This window comes from Streptomyces sp. iso_384 (assembly GCF_056172905.1).
Genome location: NZ_JBWBTT010000001.1, coordinates 1,436,037 through 1,455,813, shown reverse-complemented (window position 1 = coordinate 1,455,813; position 19,777 = coordinate 1,436,037). Strand labels below are relative to the sequence as shown.

Genomic DNA, 19,777 nt, shown 5'->3' with positions numbered 1-19,777 from the left:
CTCAGAGTGCGCCGGGACGACCGGCGGTGTCGTGGGCGGGTCGGGGCTCTTCCGCCGGGCGGCCGGGTACCGGGACCGCCCCGGCGCGTACGGAGGGGGCGAACGTCACCACGGCCGCCGACACGGCCAGCACGCACCCGGTCACCCCGAAGGCGGCGCTGCTGCCCAGGGCGGTCAGCAGCGCGCCGCCCGCCAGCGGCCCGAACGGCTGGACCACCGAGGACAGGAAGGAGGCCGCGCTCTGCACCCGGCCGAGCCGGTCCTCCGGGGTGACGATCAGCAGGGTGGAGAGGAAGCCGATACTGGCGACCGTCGACAGGCCCATGCAGAGCGCGCACAGCAGGCCGGCCAGCAGCGGACTGCTGACCCAGGCCAGCGCGGCGGCCGTCGAGACACAGCTCCAGCAGGTGATGACGATGAGCGTCCGGACATGGCGGTCGGGCGCCAGCCGGGGCGCGAGCAGGGCGCCGACGAGGGCGCCCGCCGATACGCAGGTGATGACGAACCCGCCGCCGAGGCCGGAGCGCCCGCCCTCGGAGAAGACGGCGAGCGCGGTGAAGGTGAGGGCGCCGAACGCGAAGTTCATGCCGAGGCCGAAGACGAGCAGCACCGTGCGCAGGTAGGGCAGCTGCCACAGGAAGGTGAGCCCGGCGGTGAGCTCCCGGCGGCTGAACACCGAACCGGCCTTGGTCCTGGCCTCCGAACGGGTCCGCACGAGGGCCACGCAGACCGTCGAGAGGAGCAGTCCGACGAACTGGGCGATGAACGGCAGGGCCTGGTGCACGCCGAACAGCGCACCGCCGACGAGCGGGCCGACCAGCCGGACCGTGGAGGTGCGCGCCTGGAGCCGGGCGGTCGCCGTGCCCATCTGGTCCGGTGGCACGACCGCGCGCATCAGACCGAAGGCGGCGGGGGCGTAGACGCTGTTCAGCACGGCGCCCGCGGTAGCGACGAGCAGGACGAGCGCCATGGGGGCGTGCCCGTTCCACACGGCGAGGGTCAGGGCGGTGACCGCCGCCAGGCTCCCCACGTCGCACAGCCGCATCAGCCGGCGGCGTTCGACCCGGTCGGCCATCACCCCGCCGGGCAGCATCGTGATCAGCACGGCGCCGACGGACACGGTCCCCACCGCGCCGGCCTGCACGGCGGATCCGGTCTCCCGGAGGATCAGCAGGGGCAGCGCGAGGGCGCCCATCTGGCTGCCCAGAACGGCGAAGAGGCCGCTCATCCAGAGCAGCCGGAAATCCCGGTTGGAGCGGAGCGGCGTGGCCATCGGGGGCTCCCGGAGGTCGTCGGGCAGGGCGGTGCAGGACATGGGTGAGGTGGCGGGGCAGGGGTGCACGAAGCGCGGCGGGGCGGCTCCGGTGTTCGCGGAGCCGCCCCGTACCGCCTGTCCGCCTGTCCGCCTGTCCGCCGGCCGGGCGCCGCGGCGGCGAGGCGTCGGCCTCGGCCCGCCGCGGCGCACGGCCCGGTGTGCTCGGCGCCGCGCTGCGCCTGCGGTCAGCGCTGCGATTCGACGACGCTCAGCACGCTGATGCAGTTGCCGTCGGTCGTGTCGCCGCCCTGGACGGAGGTCTCCTGGAGGTCCAGCACGGAGTGCGCCTCGACCTCGGGGGTCTCGTTGGCGTCGTCGGCCGGCTGGGTGTTCTCGGACATGGTCGTCTCCATCCACTCGTCACTGCGGAATGACCGGGAACCCCCTGGCCGCAGAAGGGCCTTGGGCGTCCGGTGTGCGGGGTCAGTTCTCGACGACGCTCAGCACGCTGATGCAGTTGCCGGGGGGCGCGATGATGTCGCGGTCGCCGTGGACGGCGGTCTCCTGGAGGTCCAGGACGGAGTGCGCCTCGACCTCGGGGGTCTCGTTGGCGTCGTCGGCGGCGGGCTTCGTGTTCTCGGACATGGTGGTCTCCATCCACTCGTCACTGCGGGACCCGGGGCCCGTGGGGAACGCCCCTCGGTGTCCGGTGCGGCGGGCCGGTGCCTGCCGTTGCCGAGAAAGTTAGGAAGCCGGGCCTGGCGATCGCTTCGGCGGCGGTATGGCGGCGGTATCGGGCCAGTTCGGGCCCGTCCGGAGTGAGCCGAGCTCGCCTCCGGAGCCTCCGGCGACGGTGCGGGGATCCGTCCCGGCCTGGGCCCATACCGCCTCCGAAGCGATTCCGGACCGTCCGCGAACCGGTTCCGCACAGCCTGGGTACGCGCCCGACGCGCACCGGCCCCGAAGGAGGCGGCCCGCATGGAACTCGCCGAACTCGTCGCACGGCGGCCCTTCCCGGCCGCAGGTCTGCTCATCGGCCTCACCCGGCGCTGCCCGTTGCGCTGCGCGCACTGCTCGACCGGGTCGGACCTGTTCACCCGACAGGAGCCGGACGGCGGTCAACTGGAGCGCTTCGTCGGCTCGTTCACCGAGGAGAACCGGCCCGACGTCGTCATGCTCACCGGCGGGGAGCCGCTGCTGCTGCCCGCGCTCGCCGAGCGGCTGAGCACGCTGGCGCGCCGCGCCGGGTCCCGTACCGCGCTGCTCAGCGGCATGTTCTTCGCCCGGAGCGGAAGCGGCCGAAGCGGCCGCGGCCGGAGCGGCAACGCCCGCGCCGGGGGCCGGTTCGGCGGGCTGAGCGGCGGTCGGCGTGGCGCGGCGGTTCCGCCCGCGATCCTGCGCGCGATCCGCTCGGTCGACCATTTCTCGGCCTCCCTCGACGTCCACCACGAACGCGAGGTCCCGCGCGCCGACGTGTTCCGCGCCCTGCACCGGATCCGGGAGGAGGGCGTGGCCGTGAGCCTGCACCTCACCGGGACCGGCGCGGCCGACCCGTATCTCGCCGGCCTCACCCGGGAGGTGGAGGAGGAGTTCGGCGGACAGGTTCCGTGCCTGGTCAACGAGGTGCGGCCGTTCGGCCGGGCCGCCGCCTGGGCCCGGCCCGCCCGTACCGGCCCGGACCCGGCGGCGGCGTCGCCGTGCTCGATGGCCGCCTGGCCGGTGGTCGCCTTCGACGGCCGCGTGCTGGCCTGCTGCAACCAGGACACCGTCGACCGGCGACCCGTCCCGGCCCATCTGGACCTCGGGCACATCGACGCCGACGACTGGGCGGCCGTACGCCGCCGGGCGCTGGAGTCCCCGGTGCTGCGGATGCTCCGCACGGTCGGGCCCACGCATCTGGCCGCCCGGTACGGCTCCGGTCCCCCGGCGGGCTCCTACTGCGACGGCTGCCGGGCGCTGGGCGACGACGAGGCGGCGGTGGCCGGGGCCCGGGCGGTGGCGGGCGGGGCGGCCGGGGCGCTGCTGGACCTGACGGCGGCGGTACGCGGCTCCCGCGAGGGCGCGCAGGGCGTCGTGCGCCGCCACGGCTGCGCGGCGTACGCACCGCTGGTCGTCGCGGGCGGGCGGGCCCTGCCGGAGAGCGACGCGGAGGACGTCCGATGAGCGCGACGGCCGGGAGCACGACGGCCGGGGACACGGCGGCCGGGAGGACGACGGCCGGTGGGACGACGGCCGGGAGGACGCGGGGCGCACCGCTCGGGCGTGCCGGGGCCTCCGCGCGCCTGCGGGTCAAACTCCTGCTGCTGGAGCCGGAGTTCCGGGACGCGACGCATCACATGTGGCGCGCCGAAGGGCTGTTGCCGCGCTATCGGACGTATCTGGGCACCATGCACGCCGTCATCCGCGCCTCCGTCCCGCTGATGGAGCTGGCCCTGCACCGGGCCCGCCGACGGGCTTCCTCCGGCGACCCGTTGGCGGCGCCGCTCGCCGCGTATCTGGAGGAGCACATCCGGGAGGAGGAGGGCCACGACGACTGGCTGCTGGAGGACCTGCGTGCGGCGGGCGGCATGCCCGAGGACGCGCTCGGCCCGCTGCCCTCACCGCTGGTCGCCTCGCTCGTCGGGTCCCAGTACTACTGGATCGAGCACCACCACCCGGTAGCCCTGCTCGGCTACATCGCCGTACTGGAGGGCTACGCGCCCGCCCCCGGCCTCACCGGCCGGATCGCCCGGCTGACCGGGCTGCCCGCCGCCGCGCTGCGGACCGTACGGGAGCACTCGGTGCTCGACACGGAGCACCTGGACGAGCTGTACGCGCTGCTGGACCGGCTGCCGCTCGGCCGGGGGCAGGAAGCGGCCGTGGCGGTCAGCGCGCTGCACTCCCTCGACGCGCTCACCCGGCTGTTCGTCCGGCTCGGGCGCTCCGCACCGGCGCCGTCGCTGCGGGGAGCCGGACCTGTCCCACCGATGGGAGTCACACCATGACCGGACCACCCGAGAACGGCGAACGGCCCGTGCTGCCCGACGCGTTGTACGAAGCGGGCTTCCCCGTGGACCTCCTCACCGAGGAGCAGCGCGAGGTGCTGAGCGGGCTGACGCCGGAAGAACTGGCGCTGCTGCTCGATGTGAAGAGCCGGCTGGACGCCGTCGGTCCCGAGGTACAGGCGCACGGCGAGATCGCCGGCGGCGCGCTGTTCTGACCGGCGACCGATCAGCGGTACGGGCCCGTAGCCGGCCGTCGAGCGCCGGAAGCGGGCCCGTACCCGCCCGACATCGGAGAGAAGGACCCGCCATGAACTGCCTCTCGTGCCGGCAGGATCTGCCGCCGACGGCCCGTTTCTGTTCGTCCTGCGGAACGCCGTGCGCGACCGCCGCGACTGCCGCGGGCGCCACGGACACCGCCAACGCCCCGACTGCCGCGACCGCTTCCGCCGTCGCCCCGGCCGGTGACGAGCGCAAGCCGGTGACCGTGCTGTTCTGCGATCTCGTCGGGTCCACCGCGCTGTCCGGGGTGCTCGACCCGGAGACGCTGCGCACGGTGACGCTGCGGTACTTCGAAGCGATGAGCGCGGAGATCGTGGCGCGGGGCGGCACTCCGGAGAAGTTCATCGGGGACGCGGTGATGGCGGTGTTCGGTGTGCCGGTGGTCCGTGACGACGACGCCCGCCGGGCGCTGGCGGCGGCGCTCGGGATGCGCCGGGCGCTGGCCCGGCTGAACGAGGAGCTGAACGCCACCCTCGGCATCGAGCTGGCCACCCGGATCGGCGTCAACACCGGTCAGGTGGTAGCGGGTTCGGATGCGACCGCCCGGCAGGCCCTGGTCTCCGGGGAGACCGTCAACATCGCCGCCCGGCTGGAGCAGAACGCGGGCCGGGGCGAGATCCTGATCGGCCCGGGGACGCTGCTCGCCGCCGGTCCGACGGTGCGCGCCGAGCCCACCGGGCCGCTGCGGCTGAAGGGCAAGCGGGACAGCGTGGAGGCCTACCGGCTGCTCGCGCTGGGCGCGGACGACCCCGAGCTGCTGCGCCGCTTCGACGTCCCCTTCGTCGGCCGCGACGCCGAGCGGCAAGCACTGGACGCCGCCCTGGAGCGGGCCGCGAACAGCGGCGGGGCCGGGCTGCTGCGGGTCACCGGGGAGGCGGGCATCGGCAAGACCAGGCTGGTACGGGAGTGGCTGGCGGAGCGGTCGGCGTCCGGCGCGCTGGTCTACGGGGCGGGGCGGTGCCGCAGTTACGGGGACCACGGCACCCTCGCGGCGCTGGCCGACGCGGTCCGTTCGCTGGTCGGTCTCCCGGCGGTTCCTCCTGCGGGTCCTGCGGCGGTTCCTCCGGCGGCGGGCGGGCCCACGTCCGTACCCGGCCCGGCGGACGGGGCCGACGGGCTGGCGGTCGACGACGCGATGGCCCTGCTCTCCGGGGGCCTGCTGCGCGACGGCACGCCGAACGCGCCCTTCGAGGACATGTGCGCGGCCCTGACGGCGGTCCTGGCGCGGGCCGCCCGTATCCGCCCGGTCGTGCTGGTGCTGGACGACTGGCACGCGGCGGCCCCGCTGCTGGTCCGCACGGTGCACCGGCTGACGGACGGCTCCGGGTGCGCGGGCGTGCTGGTGCTCTGCGCCGGACGGCCGGACGGGCCGGACGAGGACGGCGAGCCCCCGGCCGGTGCGGGGCACCTCCAGCTCACCGGCCTCCCCCACGAGGAGGCGGCCCGGCTCGCCGCCGGTCTCGCCGGTCCGAACGGCGGGCCGGCCCCGGTGGACGACCGGGTCCTGGCACGGGCCGGGGGTAATCCGCTCTACCTGGAACAGCTCCTGGTCGGCGACCGCGAGGACCCGGCGACCGCTTCCCGCCCCGGCGGCCCGGCCCCCGACGAGGATCTGCCGCCCACGCTCCAGGCCCTCCTCGGCGCCCGCATCGGGGCGCTGGCCAGGGCGGAGCGCGGGGTCGTGGACCTGGCCGCTGTGATCGGCCGGGAGTTCACCGCACCGGAACTGGTCCGGCTGGAGTTCTCCGTACAGGCCGGGGAGGGCCACGGCCCCGGTCCGCTCGCGGGCGCGGCCGCCCCGGAGCACCGGCGGCGCGTCGAGGAGGCGTTGGCGGTGCTGGGCCGCCGCAGGCTGGTGGAGTCGGGGCCGCCGGGCGGCCGGGAGGAGGCGGCGTACCGGTTCAGCAGCGGGCTGGTCCACGAGGTGGCTTACGCCTCGCTGTCCAAGCGGGCCAAGGCGGACCGCCATGCCTGGGCGGCGGAGCTGCCCAGCGTGCTGCGCGCCGGCGACGGTGCGGTGGGCGGCCATCTGGAGCGCGCCTACCGCTACCGCGCCGAGCTGGGCCTGCTGGACGACGCGGCCCGGCGGCTGCGCGACCGGGCCGCCGCCGCGCTGGGCCGGGCCGGGGCGCAGGCCGCCGCCCGGTCCGATCTGCACTGGGCGCACGGGCTGCTGGAACGCGCGGTGGACCTGTGCCCCGGCGACCCGGCGGCGACGCGGCGGCTCGGCGAGGTCCGCCTCGCGCTGGGCCGCACCGGCGAAGGGGCCGAACTGCTGCGCCGGGTACGGGACTCGGGGGCCGACGCGGTGGAGGCCGCGCATGCCCGGCTCGCGCTCGCGGTGCTGGATCCGGGCGCCGGACCCGGCCCCGCCGCCGTGGCCCGTACCGTACTGCCGGTCTTCGAGGCGGCCGGTGACTCGACCGGCCGGGCCCGCGCGCATCTGCGGCTGGCCCAGCAGTTCCAGCGGTCCGGGCGGCACGAGGAGGCGGAGCGGGACCAGGCGCGGGCCCTGGAGCACGCCGTGCTGGCCGGTGCGGAGCCGGAACGGGCCGGGGCGCTCGGCGCGATCGGCATCTCGTTGTGGCGCGGTCCGGTTCCGGTGCCCGCCGCGGTGGTCCGCTGCCGGACGCTGCTGGCGGCGCACGGTGCGGGCCGGCCCACGGTCCGGGTCACCCTCAACTGCCCGCTGGCGGTGCTGTACGCGCTCCAGGGCCGGACCGAGGAGGCGCAGGGCTGCCTGGCCGAGGCGGAACGGCTGGCCGGGAAGCTGGGGTTCGCGGAGGCGGAGGTCTTCCTGCCGGTGTTCCGGGCGACGGTGGAGGCGCTGTCCGGCCGGAGCGCCGCCGCACTGGAGCTGCTGGGCCGGGCGGACGCGGCGGCCCGGCGCACTGGGGCGGCCGGGATGCGGACGGCGGTGGCGCTGGACGCGGCCCGCCTGGAGCTGGACGAGGGCCGCGAGGACCGGGCGGCCGCCCGGCTGGCGGGCGTCGGCGACACCTCGGGGCTGAGCCGTGCGGACACGGTGGATCTGGCGGGGCTGCGGGCCCGGCTGGCGGCGCGATCCGCACCCGAGGAGGCGGCCGGGCACGCGGACCGGGCGGTCCGGGCCTCGCTGCTCACCGATTCACCGCTGGTGCAGGCGACGGCCGAGCTGGACCGGGCGCACACGCTCGCCGCCCTGGGCCGGTGGCCGGAGGCCGGGGCATCGGCCCGGTCGGCCGGGGCGCACTTCACCGGCAAGGGGCATCTGCCGGGGGTGCGCCGGGTCTCCGGGTTCCTCGCGCACCCGCCCCGGGCCATGGCCACGACGAGGGAGAGGAGCTGACCGATGACGACCACGGAACCGGGAAGGGCACGGACGGGGACGAGGCCGGGACCGGGAGGGACCGGTACGGCGGCCCCCGGAGGGCGGCGCACCGGGCCCGGGCAGGGGCTGACCTGGAGTCTGCGCGGGCGCGGACCGCAGGACGTACCGGTGCTCGCGGACGCCGGACCACCGCTCGGCCGCCCCGCCGGGCCCGCCACCGGACGCGGCGTACGCGTGTGCGTGGTGGATTCGGGGGTGGAGCGGGACCATCCGCTGATCGGCCCGCTGGCCGGTTCCTGGGTGGTCGTCAAGGACGGGGAGAGCGGGGAGATCGCGGTCGAGCCGACGACCACCGGGGACACCTGCGGGCACGGCACCGCGTGCGCGGGCATCGTCCGCCGGACCGCCCCGGAGTGCGAGATCCACAGTGTGCGGGTGCTCGGGGAGCGGTTCTCCGGCACCGGCGACGTCCTGATGGCCGGGCTGCGCTGGGCGGTGGAGCAGCGCTTCGACGTGGTCAACCTCAGTCTGTCGACGACCCGTACCCGGTTCGCGCAGGAGCTGCACAGCCTGGCCGACAGCGCCTACTTCGCCCGTACGGTGATCGTCGCCTCGGCCCACAACACCCCGGTGGAGAGCTTCCCCTGGCGGTTCGCGTCGGTGATCTCGGTGGGCAGCCACCAGGAGGACGATCCCGAACTGCATCTGTACAACCCGGATCCCCCGGTGGAGTTCTTCGGCCCGGGCCAGAACGTGACCGTGCCGTGGCTGGGCGGCCGGACGATCCGCACCACGGGGAACAGCTTCGCCACGCCGTACGTCGCCGGGCTCTGCGCCCGCGTCCTGTCCGCGCATCCGCGGATGACGGCCTTCCAGCTCAAGAACGCCCTCTATCTGTCCGCGGCCAATGTGCGCCACGCACCGCGTCCTTCTTCCACTCCGGCAGGAGATACCCGTGATGACTCCGAGAACTGATTCCGCCGCCTCCTTCTCCGCCACCGCCACGGTCGCCGACGCGCCGCGCAGCGAGCTGCTCCAGTCGGTCGTCGACGTGGCCCGCGCCATCTTCGGGGCCGAGGCCAGTTCGGTCTTCCTGCTCGACGAGGAGGCGGACGAGCTGGTCTTCCAGGCCGTGTCCGGGCAGGGCGAGGAGTTCCTCGTGGGCCGCCGGTTCCCGGCCGGGCGCGGGATCGCCGGGTGGGTGGCGACCTCCGGCGAGCCGATGGTGGTGGACGATCTGAGTGCCGATCCGTCCTTCGACCGTTCGCTGGCGGAGTCGACCGCGTATGTGCCGAACGCTCTGATGGCGGCCCCGCTCATCAGCGATGCCCGGATCCTCGGCGTACTGGAGGTGCTGGATCCGTCCCCGCAGGCCCGGTCGGGCGTCCGTGAGCTGGATCTGCTCGCGATGTTCGCCCGGCAGGCCGCCGCAGCCCTGCGGGTGCTCACCCCGGAGCGGGTGCGCGAGGCCGAGGAGCGCGCGGTGTCGGCCGGGGGCGCGCTGGAGGGGGCGCGGCGCGAGGACGCGCTGAAACTGCTGGGTAGCCTGGAGCGACTGCTGCGGGGGGTCGGCTGAGGCGGCCGCCCCCGGGAGTAGCCACCGGCCCGGCGGGCAGGAGCGGGGCGTCGGCACCAAGGGAAGGACACGCACGATGAAGCTCGCTTTCTCCACGCTCGGAGTGCCCGGTACGCCGGTCGCCGAGGTCGTCCGGCTCGCCGCCGACCACGGCTACCAGGGGGTGGAGCTGCGCGTCCATCCGGAGGAGCCGGTGCACCTGGGGCTCTCGTCGCTGGAACGGGCCGATGTGGTCGAGGCGTTCAAGGCCGGCGGGGTGGAGATCCTGGCCCTCGCCGGTTATGTGAAGGCGGCGGCCGAGGGCGACGACGAGGCGGTCATCGCGGAACTGGCCGAGCTGGTGAAGCTCGCCCGCGACCTGGGCGCGTCCTACGTCCGGGTGTTCCCCGGCGGCGGCGACCAGGAACAGGCGGAGGCCGACGCGACGGCCGCCCGGCGGCTCGGGGCCGCCGCCCCGGCCGCCGCCGACATGGGCGTGAGCATCCTGCTGGAGACCCATGACTCGCACCGGGCGGGCCTCGACGTCGCCCGGGTCGTCGCCACGGTCGGGCATCCCCGGGTCGGCGCGATCTGGGATGTGCTGCACACCTGGCTCGCCGGTGAGGAGCCGGCCGCGAGCCGTGCGGTGCTGGCCCCGCACCTCGGCTACGTACAGGTGAAGGACGTCGCGTCGGCGGAGGACCTCACTCCGCTGGCACCGGGGGCCGGGGCGCTTCCGCTGGCGGAGTGCCTGGACGGGCTGGATCCGGAGACGTGGGTGTGCTGGGAGTACGAGAAGCGCTGGCACCCGGGGGCGGCGGAGCTGCCGGGTCTGCTGGGCGCGGGGCGTGAGCATCTGCTGCGGCTCGGAGCACCGAAGCAGTAGCGGATCCGGCGGGGTGAGCGGAAGGACGCCCCCAGGTCCCGGGCCGAGTCCGGGTCCGGGTCCCGGCGGGGCCGTGGACCGGGGGCCGTTCGCGTGTCGGTGCTGCCGTGAGTGGCCCGGCCCCTTGACCGGAAGTTACTTTCCCTATAAGCGTACTTCCTTGGAAGTTTCTTTCACCCCGGGAAGGAGCTCACGTGCCCCACCGCACCTCAAGACGCACCCTCCTCACCGCCACCGCCGCCGCCACCGCCGCAGCCGCCACCGGCGTCCTCGCCGCCCCCACCGCCGCCTCCGCGCACTCCGCGGACGGCTTCACCGACCACCGGCTGCGGCGGATCATCGCCGGGATGAGCCTGGAGGAGAAGGTCGGCCAGCTCTTCGTGATGCGGGTCTACGGGCACTCCGCCACCGAGCCCGACCAGGCCGACATCGACGCGAACCTCAAGGAGATCGGGGTTCGCACCGCCGCCGAGCTGATCTCCACGTACCACGTCGGCGGCATCATCTACTTCACCTGGGCGCACAACACTCGCGACCCGCACCAGATCGCCGACCTCTCCAACGGCCTCCAGCGCGCCGCGCTCGCGGAGCGCCACCGGGTGCCGCTGCTCGTCTCCACCGACCAGGAGCACGGCATCGTCTGCCGGGTCGGCGAACCCGCCACCCTGCTGCCGGGCGCGATGGCGCTCGGCGCGGGCGGCTCGCGCTCCGACACCCGGCGGGCCGCCTGGATCGCGGGCGCCGAACTGGCCGCGCTCGGCATCAGCCAGAACTACGCGCCGGACGCCGACGTCAACGTCAACCCGGCCAACCCGGTCATCGGCGTACGCTCCTTCGGCTCCGACCCCGACGCGGTGGCCGCCCTGGTCGCCGCGCAGGTGAAGGGCTACCAGGGCGCGGGCGTCGCCTCGACCGCCAAGCACTTCCCCGGTCACGGAGACACGAACACCGACAGCCACACCGGACTGCCCGTCATCAACCACACCCGCGCCCAGTGGGAGGAGCTGGACGCCCCGCCGTTCCGCGCCGCGATCCGGGCCCGGATCGACTCGATCATGACCGCGCACATCGTGGTCCCCGCACTCGACCCGTCCGAGGACCCGGCCACGCTCTCCCGGCCGATCCTCACCGGCATCCTCCGCGAGGAGCTGGGCTACGACGGGGTGGTGGTCACCGACTCGCTCGGCATGGAGGGGGTACGCACGAAGTACGGGGACGACCGCGTGCCGGTCCTCGCCCTGCTGGCGGGCGTGGACCAGCTGCTCAACCCGCCGAACCTCTCCGTCGCCCGGAACGCCGTACTGGAGGCGGTGCGGAGCGGCGAGATCAGCGAGGCGAGGATCGAGGAATCGATCCTGCGGATCCTGCGCCTGAAGAACGGACTCGGTCTGTTCCGGAACCCGTTCGTCAGTCACCGGGGCGTCGAGCGCACGGTGGGCAGCCGCGCCCACCGGGCCGCCGCCGACCGGATCGCCGAGCGCACGACGACCCTGCTCGCCGACCCGGGCACGCTGCTGCCGCTCTCCCGCCGCACCCACCGCAAGCTGCTGGTGGTGGGCGCCGATCCGGCCTCGCCGTCCGGGACGACGGGCCCGCCGACCGGCACACTGGCCCACACCTTCGGCGAACTGGGCTTCACCACACGGGCGTTGTCCACCGGTACGGCTCCGGACCAGGCGAAGATCGCCGAGGCGGTCGCCGCCGCCGAAGGCAAGGACGCGGTGGTCGTGGCGACGTACAACGTCACCGCGAACAGCTCACAGCGCACACTCGTCACGGCCCTCGTGGCGACCGGCGTCCCGGTGATCACCATCGCCGTCCGCAACCCGTACGACGTCGCCCACCTCACCGGCACCGGAGTCGCGGCGAGCCTCGCCGCGTACTCCTGGACCGATGTCGAACTGCGCGCCGCCGCCCGGGTGATCGCGGGCCGCGCCGATCCTGAGGGCACCCTCCCGGTTCCGGTGCAGCGCGCGGACGACCCCACGCAGGTGCTGTATCCGGTGGGCCACGGACTGACGTACTAGCCCTACGGCGACCGGACGGCACCGGCATCCGGCCGCAGACGCAAAGCGCCCGCGCAAGTGGCGTGGCCCCGCTCCGGCGGGCCGCGCCGGGTGTACGTCTTTACGGACGTATCGGGGGTTTCTTCATGGATGAGCACGCTTCCCCGGGGGCCCGGCGCCGGCCGCCCGCCCCGCTGCCGGTCCTGGGCGCGGTCCTGACGGTCGCCGTCGCCGTGGCCGCGCTCCTGCTGACGGCCTGCCGGGCCCCGGGCGACGGGACGGTCACCGACGACCGGGGGCCCGTACCCGCACAGCCCGGCCCGTCACCGTACGGCGTGGTCTTCCTCGGGCCCGGTGACTGCAGTTCGCGGGGGCCGGAGATCCGGGAGGTGTCCTGCCGCAGCGAGAAGGCGGCGGCCACCGTCCTGGCCCGGCACCTCGGCACCCCGGACTCGGGCCCGCCCTGCCCCGGCCCCACCGACTTCGTCCTGCATGTCTCCGAGACGGGCACCGGGGCCCGTTCCCGGCTCACCACCGGCTATGCCTGCATGCGGAATCTGGAGCCCCCGCATCCGGGCGACCCGGGGCAGGGCGGCGGCCCGCTGACCGTGGTCGGGGACTGCGTCACGGCGTCGCGCGCGGGCCAGGTCACGGAGACCGCCTGTGAGGACACGGGCGGACGCGCCCCGCGCTACCGGGTGGAGTCGGCGGTGCAGCGGCGGGCGCAGTGCCCCGGCACCACGGATCTGTTCGTCGCGCTGGGCGGGGACAGGCCGGTGGGCTGCGCCCGCAGGTCACCGGGAAGGTGACCGGCGGACCCAGCCCACGTGGGTGACGCCGAGGCCGGGCGACGCCGGAACCGGACGACGTCGGAAACCGGCTGACCGCTACGGGCGCAGGGTGGCCTCGTCGCGCTCGATCTCACCGTTGCGCTGGTCCAGCTTCGTGTCGAACTTCGCCAGCGGCTTCGCCTTCGACGGGTCCGCCTCGACGGCCGCCGGAGCGACACCCGCCCAGCGCAGGATGGCGGCGGTGGCCTTCGCCTTCTGCGCCTCGGGGAGACCGGAGACCTTCGAGCCGTGGTTGCCGCCGGGGACGGTGTAGACGGCACTGTCCTTCGCGCCGCGCCCGAGGCGGAACGGCTCCGCGCTCCACGGGTCGTTCTCGCCGTTGACGTACAGCATCCGCCGGGCTTTGTTCCTGACCCAGCTGTCGATGTCCCGCATCGCGCCCCGGTCGAACTTCATCGGGATGGAGCGGGGCACGAAGTTGCGCGGGGGCTGGTAGCCGTAGCGGCTCAGGTTGCCGAGCCAGGGCTGCTTGATGTCCGGCGACCCGAGCTGGGTGCCCGCCTGGTAGTAGTACGGGGTGTACCTCTCCAGGCCCTGGTCGGCGTAGGCGGAGAAGCCGGAGATGGCGTCGACGGAGTTCCAGATGTCGTCGTCGGTGGCCTTCTTGGCGTCGGCCGGCAGGTCCACGCAGTCGGCGACCAGGCTGTACTGCCAGAACGCCCACACGTAGTCCATGACCGTGGCCTCGTAGGCGCGGTCGAGCGAACCGATGGTGTTGAACGTCCAGCCGTTGGCGGCGGCCTGCTCCTTGTACTTCTTCTGCAGCGGGGCCCGGCGGATCAGCGCCTCGCGCTGCACACCGGCCAGCTTGTCGCGGCACTCCTTGGTGCCGACCTTGCGGAAGAACCGGTCGTACGCCGAGTCCTCCTTGTTGTAGACGTCGTTGGGCGCGACGTAGGCGACGACGCCGTCCATGTCCTTCGGGTAGAAGCGCTCGAAGTACGTGGCGGTCATGCCGCCCTTGGACCCGCCGGTGGCCAGCCACTTCTTGTCGTAGATCTTCTTCAGCGCCGTGAACACCCGGTGCTGGTCGCTGGCGGCCTGCCAGATGTCCAGCTTGGACCAGTCGGCCGGGGCCGGCCGGGACGGGGTGAAGAAGCGGTACTCCAGCGAGACCTGGTTGCCGTCGACGATCTGCGTCGGCTCACTGCGGCTGGGGTTGGTCGAGACGTTGTAGCCGCTGGTGAAGAAGACCGTCGGGCGGGAGACGTCCTTGTGCAGCAGGGTGACGCGCTGCTGGAACGTGCCCTTGGACGGGCGCCGGTGGTCGACCGGCTGGGTGTAGTTGAGGACGAAGTAGCGGTAGCCCGCGTACGGCTTCTCCTCGATCAGACTCATGCCCGGGATGGCCAGGATGCGGTCCTTGATGTCCTCGTTGCTCGCTTCGCCGCCGACGGCGGCGCCGCTGCTCCGCTTCGCGGCCGGCTCCGCGGCGGTGGCCGCACCGGCCGAGGCCCCCGTGGCTCCGACCGTACCTATGAGCACGGCGAGCGAGAGAACCCCTGTGAGTGACTTGCGCATGCACTCTCCCCTTGATTCACAACAGTCGCCGTGAACTTATCGGGGCAACACACGCCACGCCAGACCTGGTTGTCCGTGTCAACGGAGAAGTCGGCGCGAGCTCGACGGAGAAGTCGGCGCGAGCTCGACGGAGAAGTCGGCGCGAGCTCGACGGAGAAATCAGCAGAGGATCCATCCGGTGGAGACGGACTTCTTGCCGATCCCGCCGGTGGCCCGGACGCAGCGGTTCAGCGCGTTGACCGTGACCGGCCCGGCCATCTTCGTGTACGAGCCCTTGTCGGAGACGGTACGTCCGCCGCGCGGCTGGAGCGTGACGCTCATCGTCCGCCGTTTGCCGGGCTTCTTCGCGACGGTCACCGCGCAGACGTGGGCGCGGCTCTTGTAGACGCGCAGCTCTCCCGTGGAGAACCCGATCGTCTTCGCCGGACGGCCGGTGCAGGCGGAGGCGGCCTGTGCGGTGCCGGGGACGCCGAGGAGGGGGACGAGTCCGAGCAGCAGGGGCAGGACGAGGAAGCGGACCGGCATCGACCGCTTCCTCGCGGCCGTCGGTCTCGCGGTCGCCGGTCTCGCCGGTCCCGCAGCTATGTCGAACACATTCGCCCCCACCTGACGTCTGTACGCACCTGTGCGTTCCTGACTACGACGCAGCAGACGGGTGGGAGGTTGCACGGCGGGCTCAGACGCCCGCCGGTTCGTCCTCCCCTATGCCTTCGCCGATGAAGGTGCGCCACAGCCGGGCGTACCGCCCGTCCCGGGCGAGCAGTTCGTCGTGTGTGCCGTCCTCGACGACGCGCCCGTGGTCCATGACCACGACGCGGTCGGCACGGGCGGCGGTGGTCAGCCGGTGGGCCACCACCAGCGTGGTGCGGCGGCCGGTGAGCCGGTCGGTGGCCTGGTTGACCAGGGCCTCGGTGGCGAGGTCCAGGGCGGCGGTGGCCTCGTCCAGGAGCAGCACGTCGGGGTCGACGAGCTCGGCGCGGGCCAGCGCGATGAGCTGGCGCTGTCCGGCGGAGAGGTTGCGGCCGCGCTCGGCGACCTCGTGGAGGTAGCCGTCCTCCAGCGTGGCGATCATCTCGTGCGCGCCGACCGCGCGGGCGGCGGCCTCCACCTTGGCGTCGGTGGCGTCGGGCAGCCCGTAGGCGATGGCGTCGCGGACCGTGCCGGCGAAGAGGTACGCCTCCTGCGGGACGACGCCGAGGCGGTGCCGGTAGGCGGTCATGTCGAGGTGGCGGAGGTCGGTGCCGTCGGCGGTGACCCGGCCGCCCGTGGGGTCGTAGTACCGGGCGACGAGCTTGACCAGGGTCGACTTCCCGGCCCCGGTCTCCCCGACGAACGCCACCGTCTGGCCGGCCGGGATCCGCAGGTCGACGCCGGTGAGGGCCTCCTCGTCGGAGCCGTACGCGAAGGAGACGTCCTCGAACGCGATCTCGCCGCGCAGCGAGAGCACGTCGAGCGGTTCGTCCGGGTCGGCGGTGGAGGTGGGTTCGCGCAGCAGTTCCTGGATGCGGCCGAGCGAGACGGTGGCCTGCTGGTAGCCGTCGAAGACCTGGGAGAGCTGCTGGACGGGGGCGAAGAACAGGTCGATGTAGAGGAGGTAGGCGACCAGCGCGCCGACGGTCAGCGTGCCGTTGTCGATCCGGCCCGCGCCGACGATCATCACCGCGGCGGCGGCGACGGAGGCCAGCAGCTGGACGAACGGGAAGTAGACGGAGATCAGCCACTGGCCGCGTACCCGGGCCTGGCGGTAGCTGTCGCTGCGCTCGGCGTAGCGGGCGGACCCGTCGTGCTCGCGGCCGAAGGCCTGGACGATCCTTAGACCGGCGACGGACTCCTGGAGGTCGGCGTTGACGGAGCTGATGCGGGTCCGGGCCAGCTCGTACGCCTTGACGCTGCTGCGCCGGAAGAAGAAGGTGCCGACGATCAGCACGGGCAGGGTGGCGAAGACGACCAGGGCGAGCTGGATGTCCAGGACGAGCAGCGCGACCATGATCCCGAAGAAGGTGACCACGGAGACGAACGCGGTGACCAGGCCGGTCTGCAGGAACGTGGAGAGCGCGTCCACGTCCGTCGTCATCCGGGTCATGATCCGGCCGGTCAGCTCGCGCTCGTAGTAGTCGAGGCCGAGGCGCTGGAGCTGGGCGAAGATCTTCAGGCGGAGCGAGTAGAGGATCCGTTCACCGGTCCGGCCGGTCATCCGGATCTCACCGGTCTGGGCGATCCACTGGACGAGCACGACGACCAGCGCGACCGCGGAGGCCGCCCACACCGCGCCGATCGAGATCTGGCTGACGCCCTCGTCGATGCCGTGCCGGATCAGGACCGGCAGCAGCAGGCCCATACCGGCGTCGACGGCGACCAGCCCGAGGCTGATGAGCAGGGCCGCCCCGAAGCCGCGCAGCAGCCGGCGCAGCCCGTAGGACTCCTCCGGGCGCACGGCGGCGGCCTCGTCGACCTCGGGGGTGTCGGTGGCGGGCGGCAGGGCCTCGACCTGGGCGAGCAGTTCGGGCGTGGCGGGCATACCGGCGACAGTGGTGTCCCGCTCCTCCTCCTTGCGGATCCACAGCTCGGGGGTGATGCCGCGTTCCGCGTCGAACTCGGCGTCCAGCTCCTCCTGGAGGGCGCGGTCGTCCTCCAGGTCCGTCCCGGTGCGCGGCGGCCGGTGGCCGGGCGAGGTGCCGCCGAGCTCGTCGGGGTCGGTGAGGAGGCGGCGGTAGAGCGCGGAGGTGCGCTCCAGCTCCTGGTGGGTGCCGATCGCGGCGAGCTTCCCGCCGTCCAGGACGGCGATGCGGTCGGCGAGCTGGAGGGTGGAACGCCGGTGGGCGATGAGCAGGGTGGTGCGGCCCGCCATCACCTGTTTCAGCGCCTCGTGGATCTCGTGCTCGACGCGGGCGTCGACGGCGGAGGTGGCGTCGTCGAGGAGGAGGAGCCGGGGGTCGGTGAGGATGGCGCGGGCGAGGGCGACGCGCTGGCGCTGGCCGCCGGAGAGGGTGAGCCCGTGCTCGCCGACGGTGGTGTCGTACCCGTCGGGCAGGTCGGAGATGAACCCGTGGGCCTGGGCGGCGCGGGCGGCCGCCTCGATCTGCTCCTGGGTGGCGCCGGGGAGGCCGTAGGCGATGTTGGCGCGGACGGTGTCGGAGAACAGGAAGCTGTCCTCGGGGACGAGTCCGATGGCGGCGCGCAGGGAGGCCTGGGTCAGCTCGCGGACGTCGTGGCCGCCGATGAGGACGGCCCCGTGGGAGACGTCGTAGAAGCGGGGCAGCAGGAGCGAGACGGTGGACTTGCCGCTGCCGGAGGCGCCGACGACGGCGACGGTCTCGCCGGGTTCGACGGTGAGCGAGAATCCGTCCAGGACCGGGCGTTCGGAGGCTCCGCTTCCAAGGTCCGTGTCTGTGGCGGAGGCGGAGCGAGGCGGAGCGTACCCGAACCGTACGTCGTCGAACTCGATCCCGGCCGGGGCGTCGGCGGGCAGTTCCTTCGTACCGTCCTGCATGGACGGCTCGGTGTCGATCAGCTCCAGGACGCGTTCGACACCGGCGCGGGCCTGCTGGCCGACGGTGAGGACCATGGCGAGCATCCGGACCGGGCCGACGAGCTGGGCGAGGTAGGTGGAGAAGGCGACGAACGTGCCGAGCGTGATCTCGCCCCGGGTGGCCAGCCAGCCGCCGAGGGCGAGCATGGCGACCTGGCCGAGGGCGGGCACGGCCTGGAGGGCGGGGGTGTAGCGGGAGTTCAGCCGGATGGTGCGCAGCCGCCCGGCGAACAGCCGCCGCCCGACCTCGCGGAGCTTGCCGGTCTCCTGGTCCTCCTGCCCGAACCCCTTGACGACCCGGACCCCGGAGACGGCCCCGTCGACGACTCCGGCGACGGCTGCGGCCTGGCTCTGGGCGTACCAGGTGGCGGGGAAGAGGCGGGTACGGGAGCGGCGGGCGATGAACCAGAGGGCGGGGGCGACGGCGATCGCGACGAGGGTCAGGGGCAGCGAGAGCCACGCCATGATCACCAGGGAGATGAGGAAGAGCAGGACGTTCCCGATGGTCATCGGGAGCATGAACAGCAGGCCCTGGATCAGCTGGAGGTCACTGGTGGCCCTGCCGACGACCTGCCCGGTGGACAGCTCGTCCTGACGCTTCCCGTCGAGCCGGGTGATGGTCGCGTACATGTCCGTACGCAGATCGTGCTGGACGTCGAGGGCGAGCCGGCCGCCGTAGTAGCGGCGGATGTAGGTGGCGATGTAGACGAGGACGGCCGCGCCGATGAGCAGGCCGGTCCAGACCGCGAGGGAGCGGGTGTGGTCGGTGACCACGTCGTCGATGATCACCTTGGTGATGAGCGGCACGAGGGCCATGACGGCCATGCCGGCGAGCGACGAGCCGAGAGCGAGCACGACGTTCCGCCGGTACCGCCACGCGTACCCGGTCAGCCGCCGGCCCCACCCCTGTTGCTCTGCGCCCGTCACGCGTTGCCTCCCCGTCCCGTTCGACCCGTCCCGTTCGATCTTCCGGAGGCACCAACACGGCGGAGAGCGGATTTCATCCCTCCGCAACAATCGGGGCGGCAAACCGGGCCGATGGGCGGGGCGGGTGGGGCCGGGGTCCTAGGACCGGTTCACGGCCCCGGCCCGGCGGGTAGTAGCCCGCGGCAACCCGGCAGCTCCCCGGCCGGCACATCTCGAAGGGCATCCCGAAGGCCATCCCGCAGGGCATCTCGAAGGGGCAGGAACCATGGCGATCGACCGGCTCACCGAGGCCTACCGTTGCGGACAGCTCTACGCGGCGCTCGCCGCACTGGAGCGTCTCGGCGGCGGCGCGCATCATCCCCTGGACGACCCGGCGAGGCGACGGCAGGTGTCCACCGAACCGCGCAAGCACCTCGCCCCGCACCTGTGGAAGGCGACCCGGTCACTGGTCGACGCCACCGGCCAGGGCCGGGGGAAGCCCGCCGCGGTGATCTTCCGGCAGCTGCCGGACCTGCTGCCGCTCCGCCGGGAGCTGCCCGGGGAGATCCGGGACCCGGTGGAGCGGGCGCGGTTCCAGGAGGGCGTCACGGCGCAGGAGGCCGCGATCGGCAAGGCGCTCGCGGAGCTGTGAGCGGGCGGGCGGTCCCACCGGCCCGCCCACCCCCACACGCGCC

16 protein-coding genes are annotated in these 19,777 nt (G+C 73.8%); 10 read left to right on the top strand and 6 right to left on the bottom strand.

Annotation, left to right across the window (positions count from 1 at the left end; genetic code table 11):
* Position 1: 1 nt before the first annotated feature.
* From AC0VY3_RS06490 to AC0VY3_RS06480, 3 genes are all read right to left on the bottom strand, one after another.
* Positions 2-1,273 carry an MFS transporter gene (locus AC0VY3_RS06490; protein ID WP_475549179.1) on the bottom strand — a complete coding sequence of 424 codons (1,272 nt, stop codon included), beginning with the start codon at positions 1,271-1,273 and terminating at the stop codon, positions 2-4.
* A 227-nt stretch (positions 1,274-1,500) separates the two neighbouring features.
* Positions 1,501-1,656 carry a hypothetical protein gene (locus tag AC0VY3_RS06485; protein ID WP_181010725.1) on the bottom strand — a complete coding sequence of 52 codons (156 nt, stop codon included), beginning with the start codon at positions 1,654-1,656 and terminating at the stop codon, positions 1,501-1,503.
* Positions 1,657-1,738: 82 nt separating this feature from the next.
* Positions 1,739-1,900 (bottom strand): hypothetical protein, encoded by a 162-nt coding sequence (locus AC0VY3_RS06480; protein WP_170994579.1) that lies wholly within the window; start codon positions 1,898-1,900, stop codon positions 1,739-1,741.
* 333 nt (positions 1,901-2,233) lie between these two features.
* Here AC0VY3_RS06480 and AC0VY3_RS06475 point away from each other — a divergent pair, with 333 nt between their 5' ends.
* The 9 genes from AC0VY3_RS06475 to AC0VY3_RS06435 all read left to right on the top strand — a co-directional run bounded on the left by AC0VY3_RS06475 (position 2,234) and on the right by AC0VY3_RS06435 (position 13,084).
* Positions 2,234-3,418, top strand: a complete 1,185-nt coding sequence (locus tag AC0VY3_RS06475) for a radical SAM protein (protein ID WP_475549178.1) — start codon at positions 2,234-2,236, stop codon at positions 3,416-3,418.
* 137 nt (positions 3,419-3,555) lie between these two features.
* A complete protein-coding gene (locus tag AC0VY3_RS06470; protein WP_258047092.1) occupies positions 3,556-4,239 on the top strand; it encodes an iron-containing redox enzyme family protein in 684 nt (227 codons plus the stop codon).
* Complete coding sequence (locus AC0VY3_RS06465) at positions 4,236-4,454, top strand: aroma-sacti cluster domain-containing protein (RefSeq protein ID WP_103508274.1); 219 nt, start codon at positions 4,236-4,238, stop codon at positions 4,452-4,454. The genes AC0VY3_RS06470 and AC0VY3_RS06465 overlap by 4 nt, the downstream gene beginning before the upstream one ends.
* 92 nt (positions 4,455-4,546) lie before the next feature.
* Positions 4,547-7,846 (top strand): adenylate/guanylate cyclase domain-containing protein, encoded by a 3,300-nt coding sequence (locus AC0VY3_RS06460; RefSeq protein ID WP_475549177.1) that lies wholly within the window; start codon positions 4,547-4,549, stop codon positions 7,844-7,846.
* A gap of 3 nt (positions 7,847-7,849) precedes the next feature.
* Entirely contained in the window at positions 7,850-8,803 is a 954-nt protein-coding gene (locus AC0VY3_RS06455) for a S8 family peptidase (protein WP_475549176.1), read from the top strand.
* On the top strand, positions 8,787-9,404 hold the full coding sequence (locus AC0VY3_RS06450) for a GAF domain-containing protein (RefSeq protein WP_103507328.1): 618 nt from the start codon (positions 8,787-8,789) through the stop codon (positions 9,402-9,404). Before AC0VY3_RS06455 ends, AC0VY3_RS06450 begins: the two co-directional genes overlap by 17 nt.
* A 76-nt stretch (positions 9,405-9,480) precedes the next feature.
* Positions 9,481-10,269: a sugar phosphate isomerase/epimerase family protein gene (locus tag AC0VY3_RS06445; RefSeq protein ID WP_103507329.1), complete on the top strand. Its 789-nt coding sequence runs from the start codon at positions 9,481-9,483 to the stop codon at positions 10,267-10,269.
* A 194-nt stretch (positions 10,270-10,463) separates the two neighbouring features.
* Entirely contained in the window at positions 10,464-12,296 is a 1,833-nt protein-coding gene (locus tag AC0VY3_RS06440) for a glycoside hydrolase family 3 protein (RefSeq protein WP_475549175.1), read from the top strand.
* A 125-nt stretch (positions 12,297-12,421) separates the two neighbouring features.
* Complete coding sequence (locus tag AC0VY3_RS06435; RefSeq protein ID WP_103507331.1) at positions 12,422-13,084, top strand: hypothetical protein; 663 nt, start codon at positions 12,422-12,424, stop codon at positions 13,082-13,084.
* Positions 13,085-13,162: 78 nt separating this feature from the next.
* On the opposite strand, the gene AC0VY3_RS06430 is transcribed toward AC0VY3_RS06435, so the two are convergent.
* The 3 genes from AC0VY3_RS06430 to AC0VY3_RS06420 all read right to left on the bottom strand — a co-directional run bounded on the left by AC0VY3_RS06430 (position 13,163) and on the right by AC0VY3_RS06420 (position 19,103).
* Positions 13,163-14,647 carry a S28 family serine protease gene (locus AC0VY3_RS06430; RefSeq protein WP_103507332.1) on the bottom strand — a complete coding sequence of 495 codons (1,485 nt, stop codon included), beginning with the start codon at positions 14,645-14,647 and terminating at the stop codon, positions 13,163-13,165.
* A gap of 159 nt (positions 14,648-14,806) precedes the next feature.
* A complete protein-coding gene (locus AC0VY3_RS06425; RefSeq protein WP_475549174.1) occupies positions 14,807-15,172 on the bottom strand; it encodes a hypothetical protein in 366 nt (121 codons plus the stop codon).
* 151 nt (positions 15,173-15,323) lie between these two features.
* Positions 15,324-19,103: an ABC transporter ATP-binding protein gene (locus AC0VY3_RS06420; protein ID WP_475549173.1), complete on the bottom strand. Its 3,780-nt coding sequence runs from the start codon at positions 19,101-19,103 to the stop codon at positions 15,324-15,326.
* Between the two features lie 265 nt (positions 19,104-19,368).
* Between AC0VY3_RS06420 and AC0VY3_RS06415 the strand changes: the two genes are divergently transcribed.
* Positions 19,369-19,734, top strand: coding sequence for a hypothetical protein (locus AC0VY3_RS06415; RefSeq protein WP_475549172.1), 366 nt, complete (start codon positions 19,369-19,371; stop codon positions 19,732-19,734).
* The last annotated feature ends 43 nt before the right edge of the window (positions 19,735-19,777 follow it).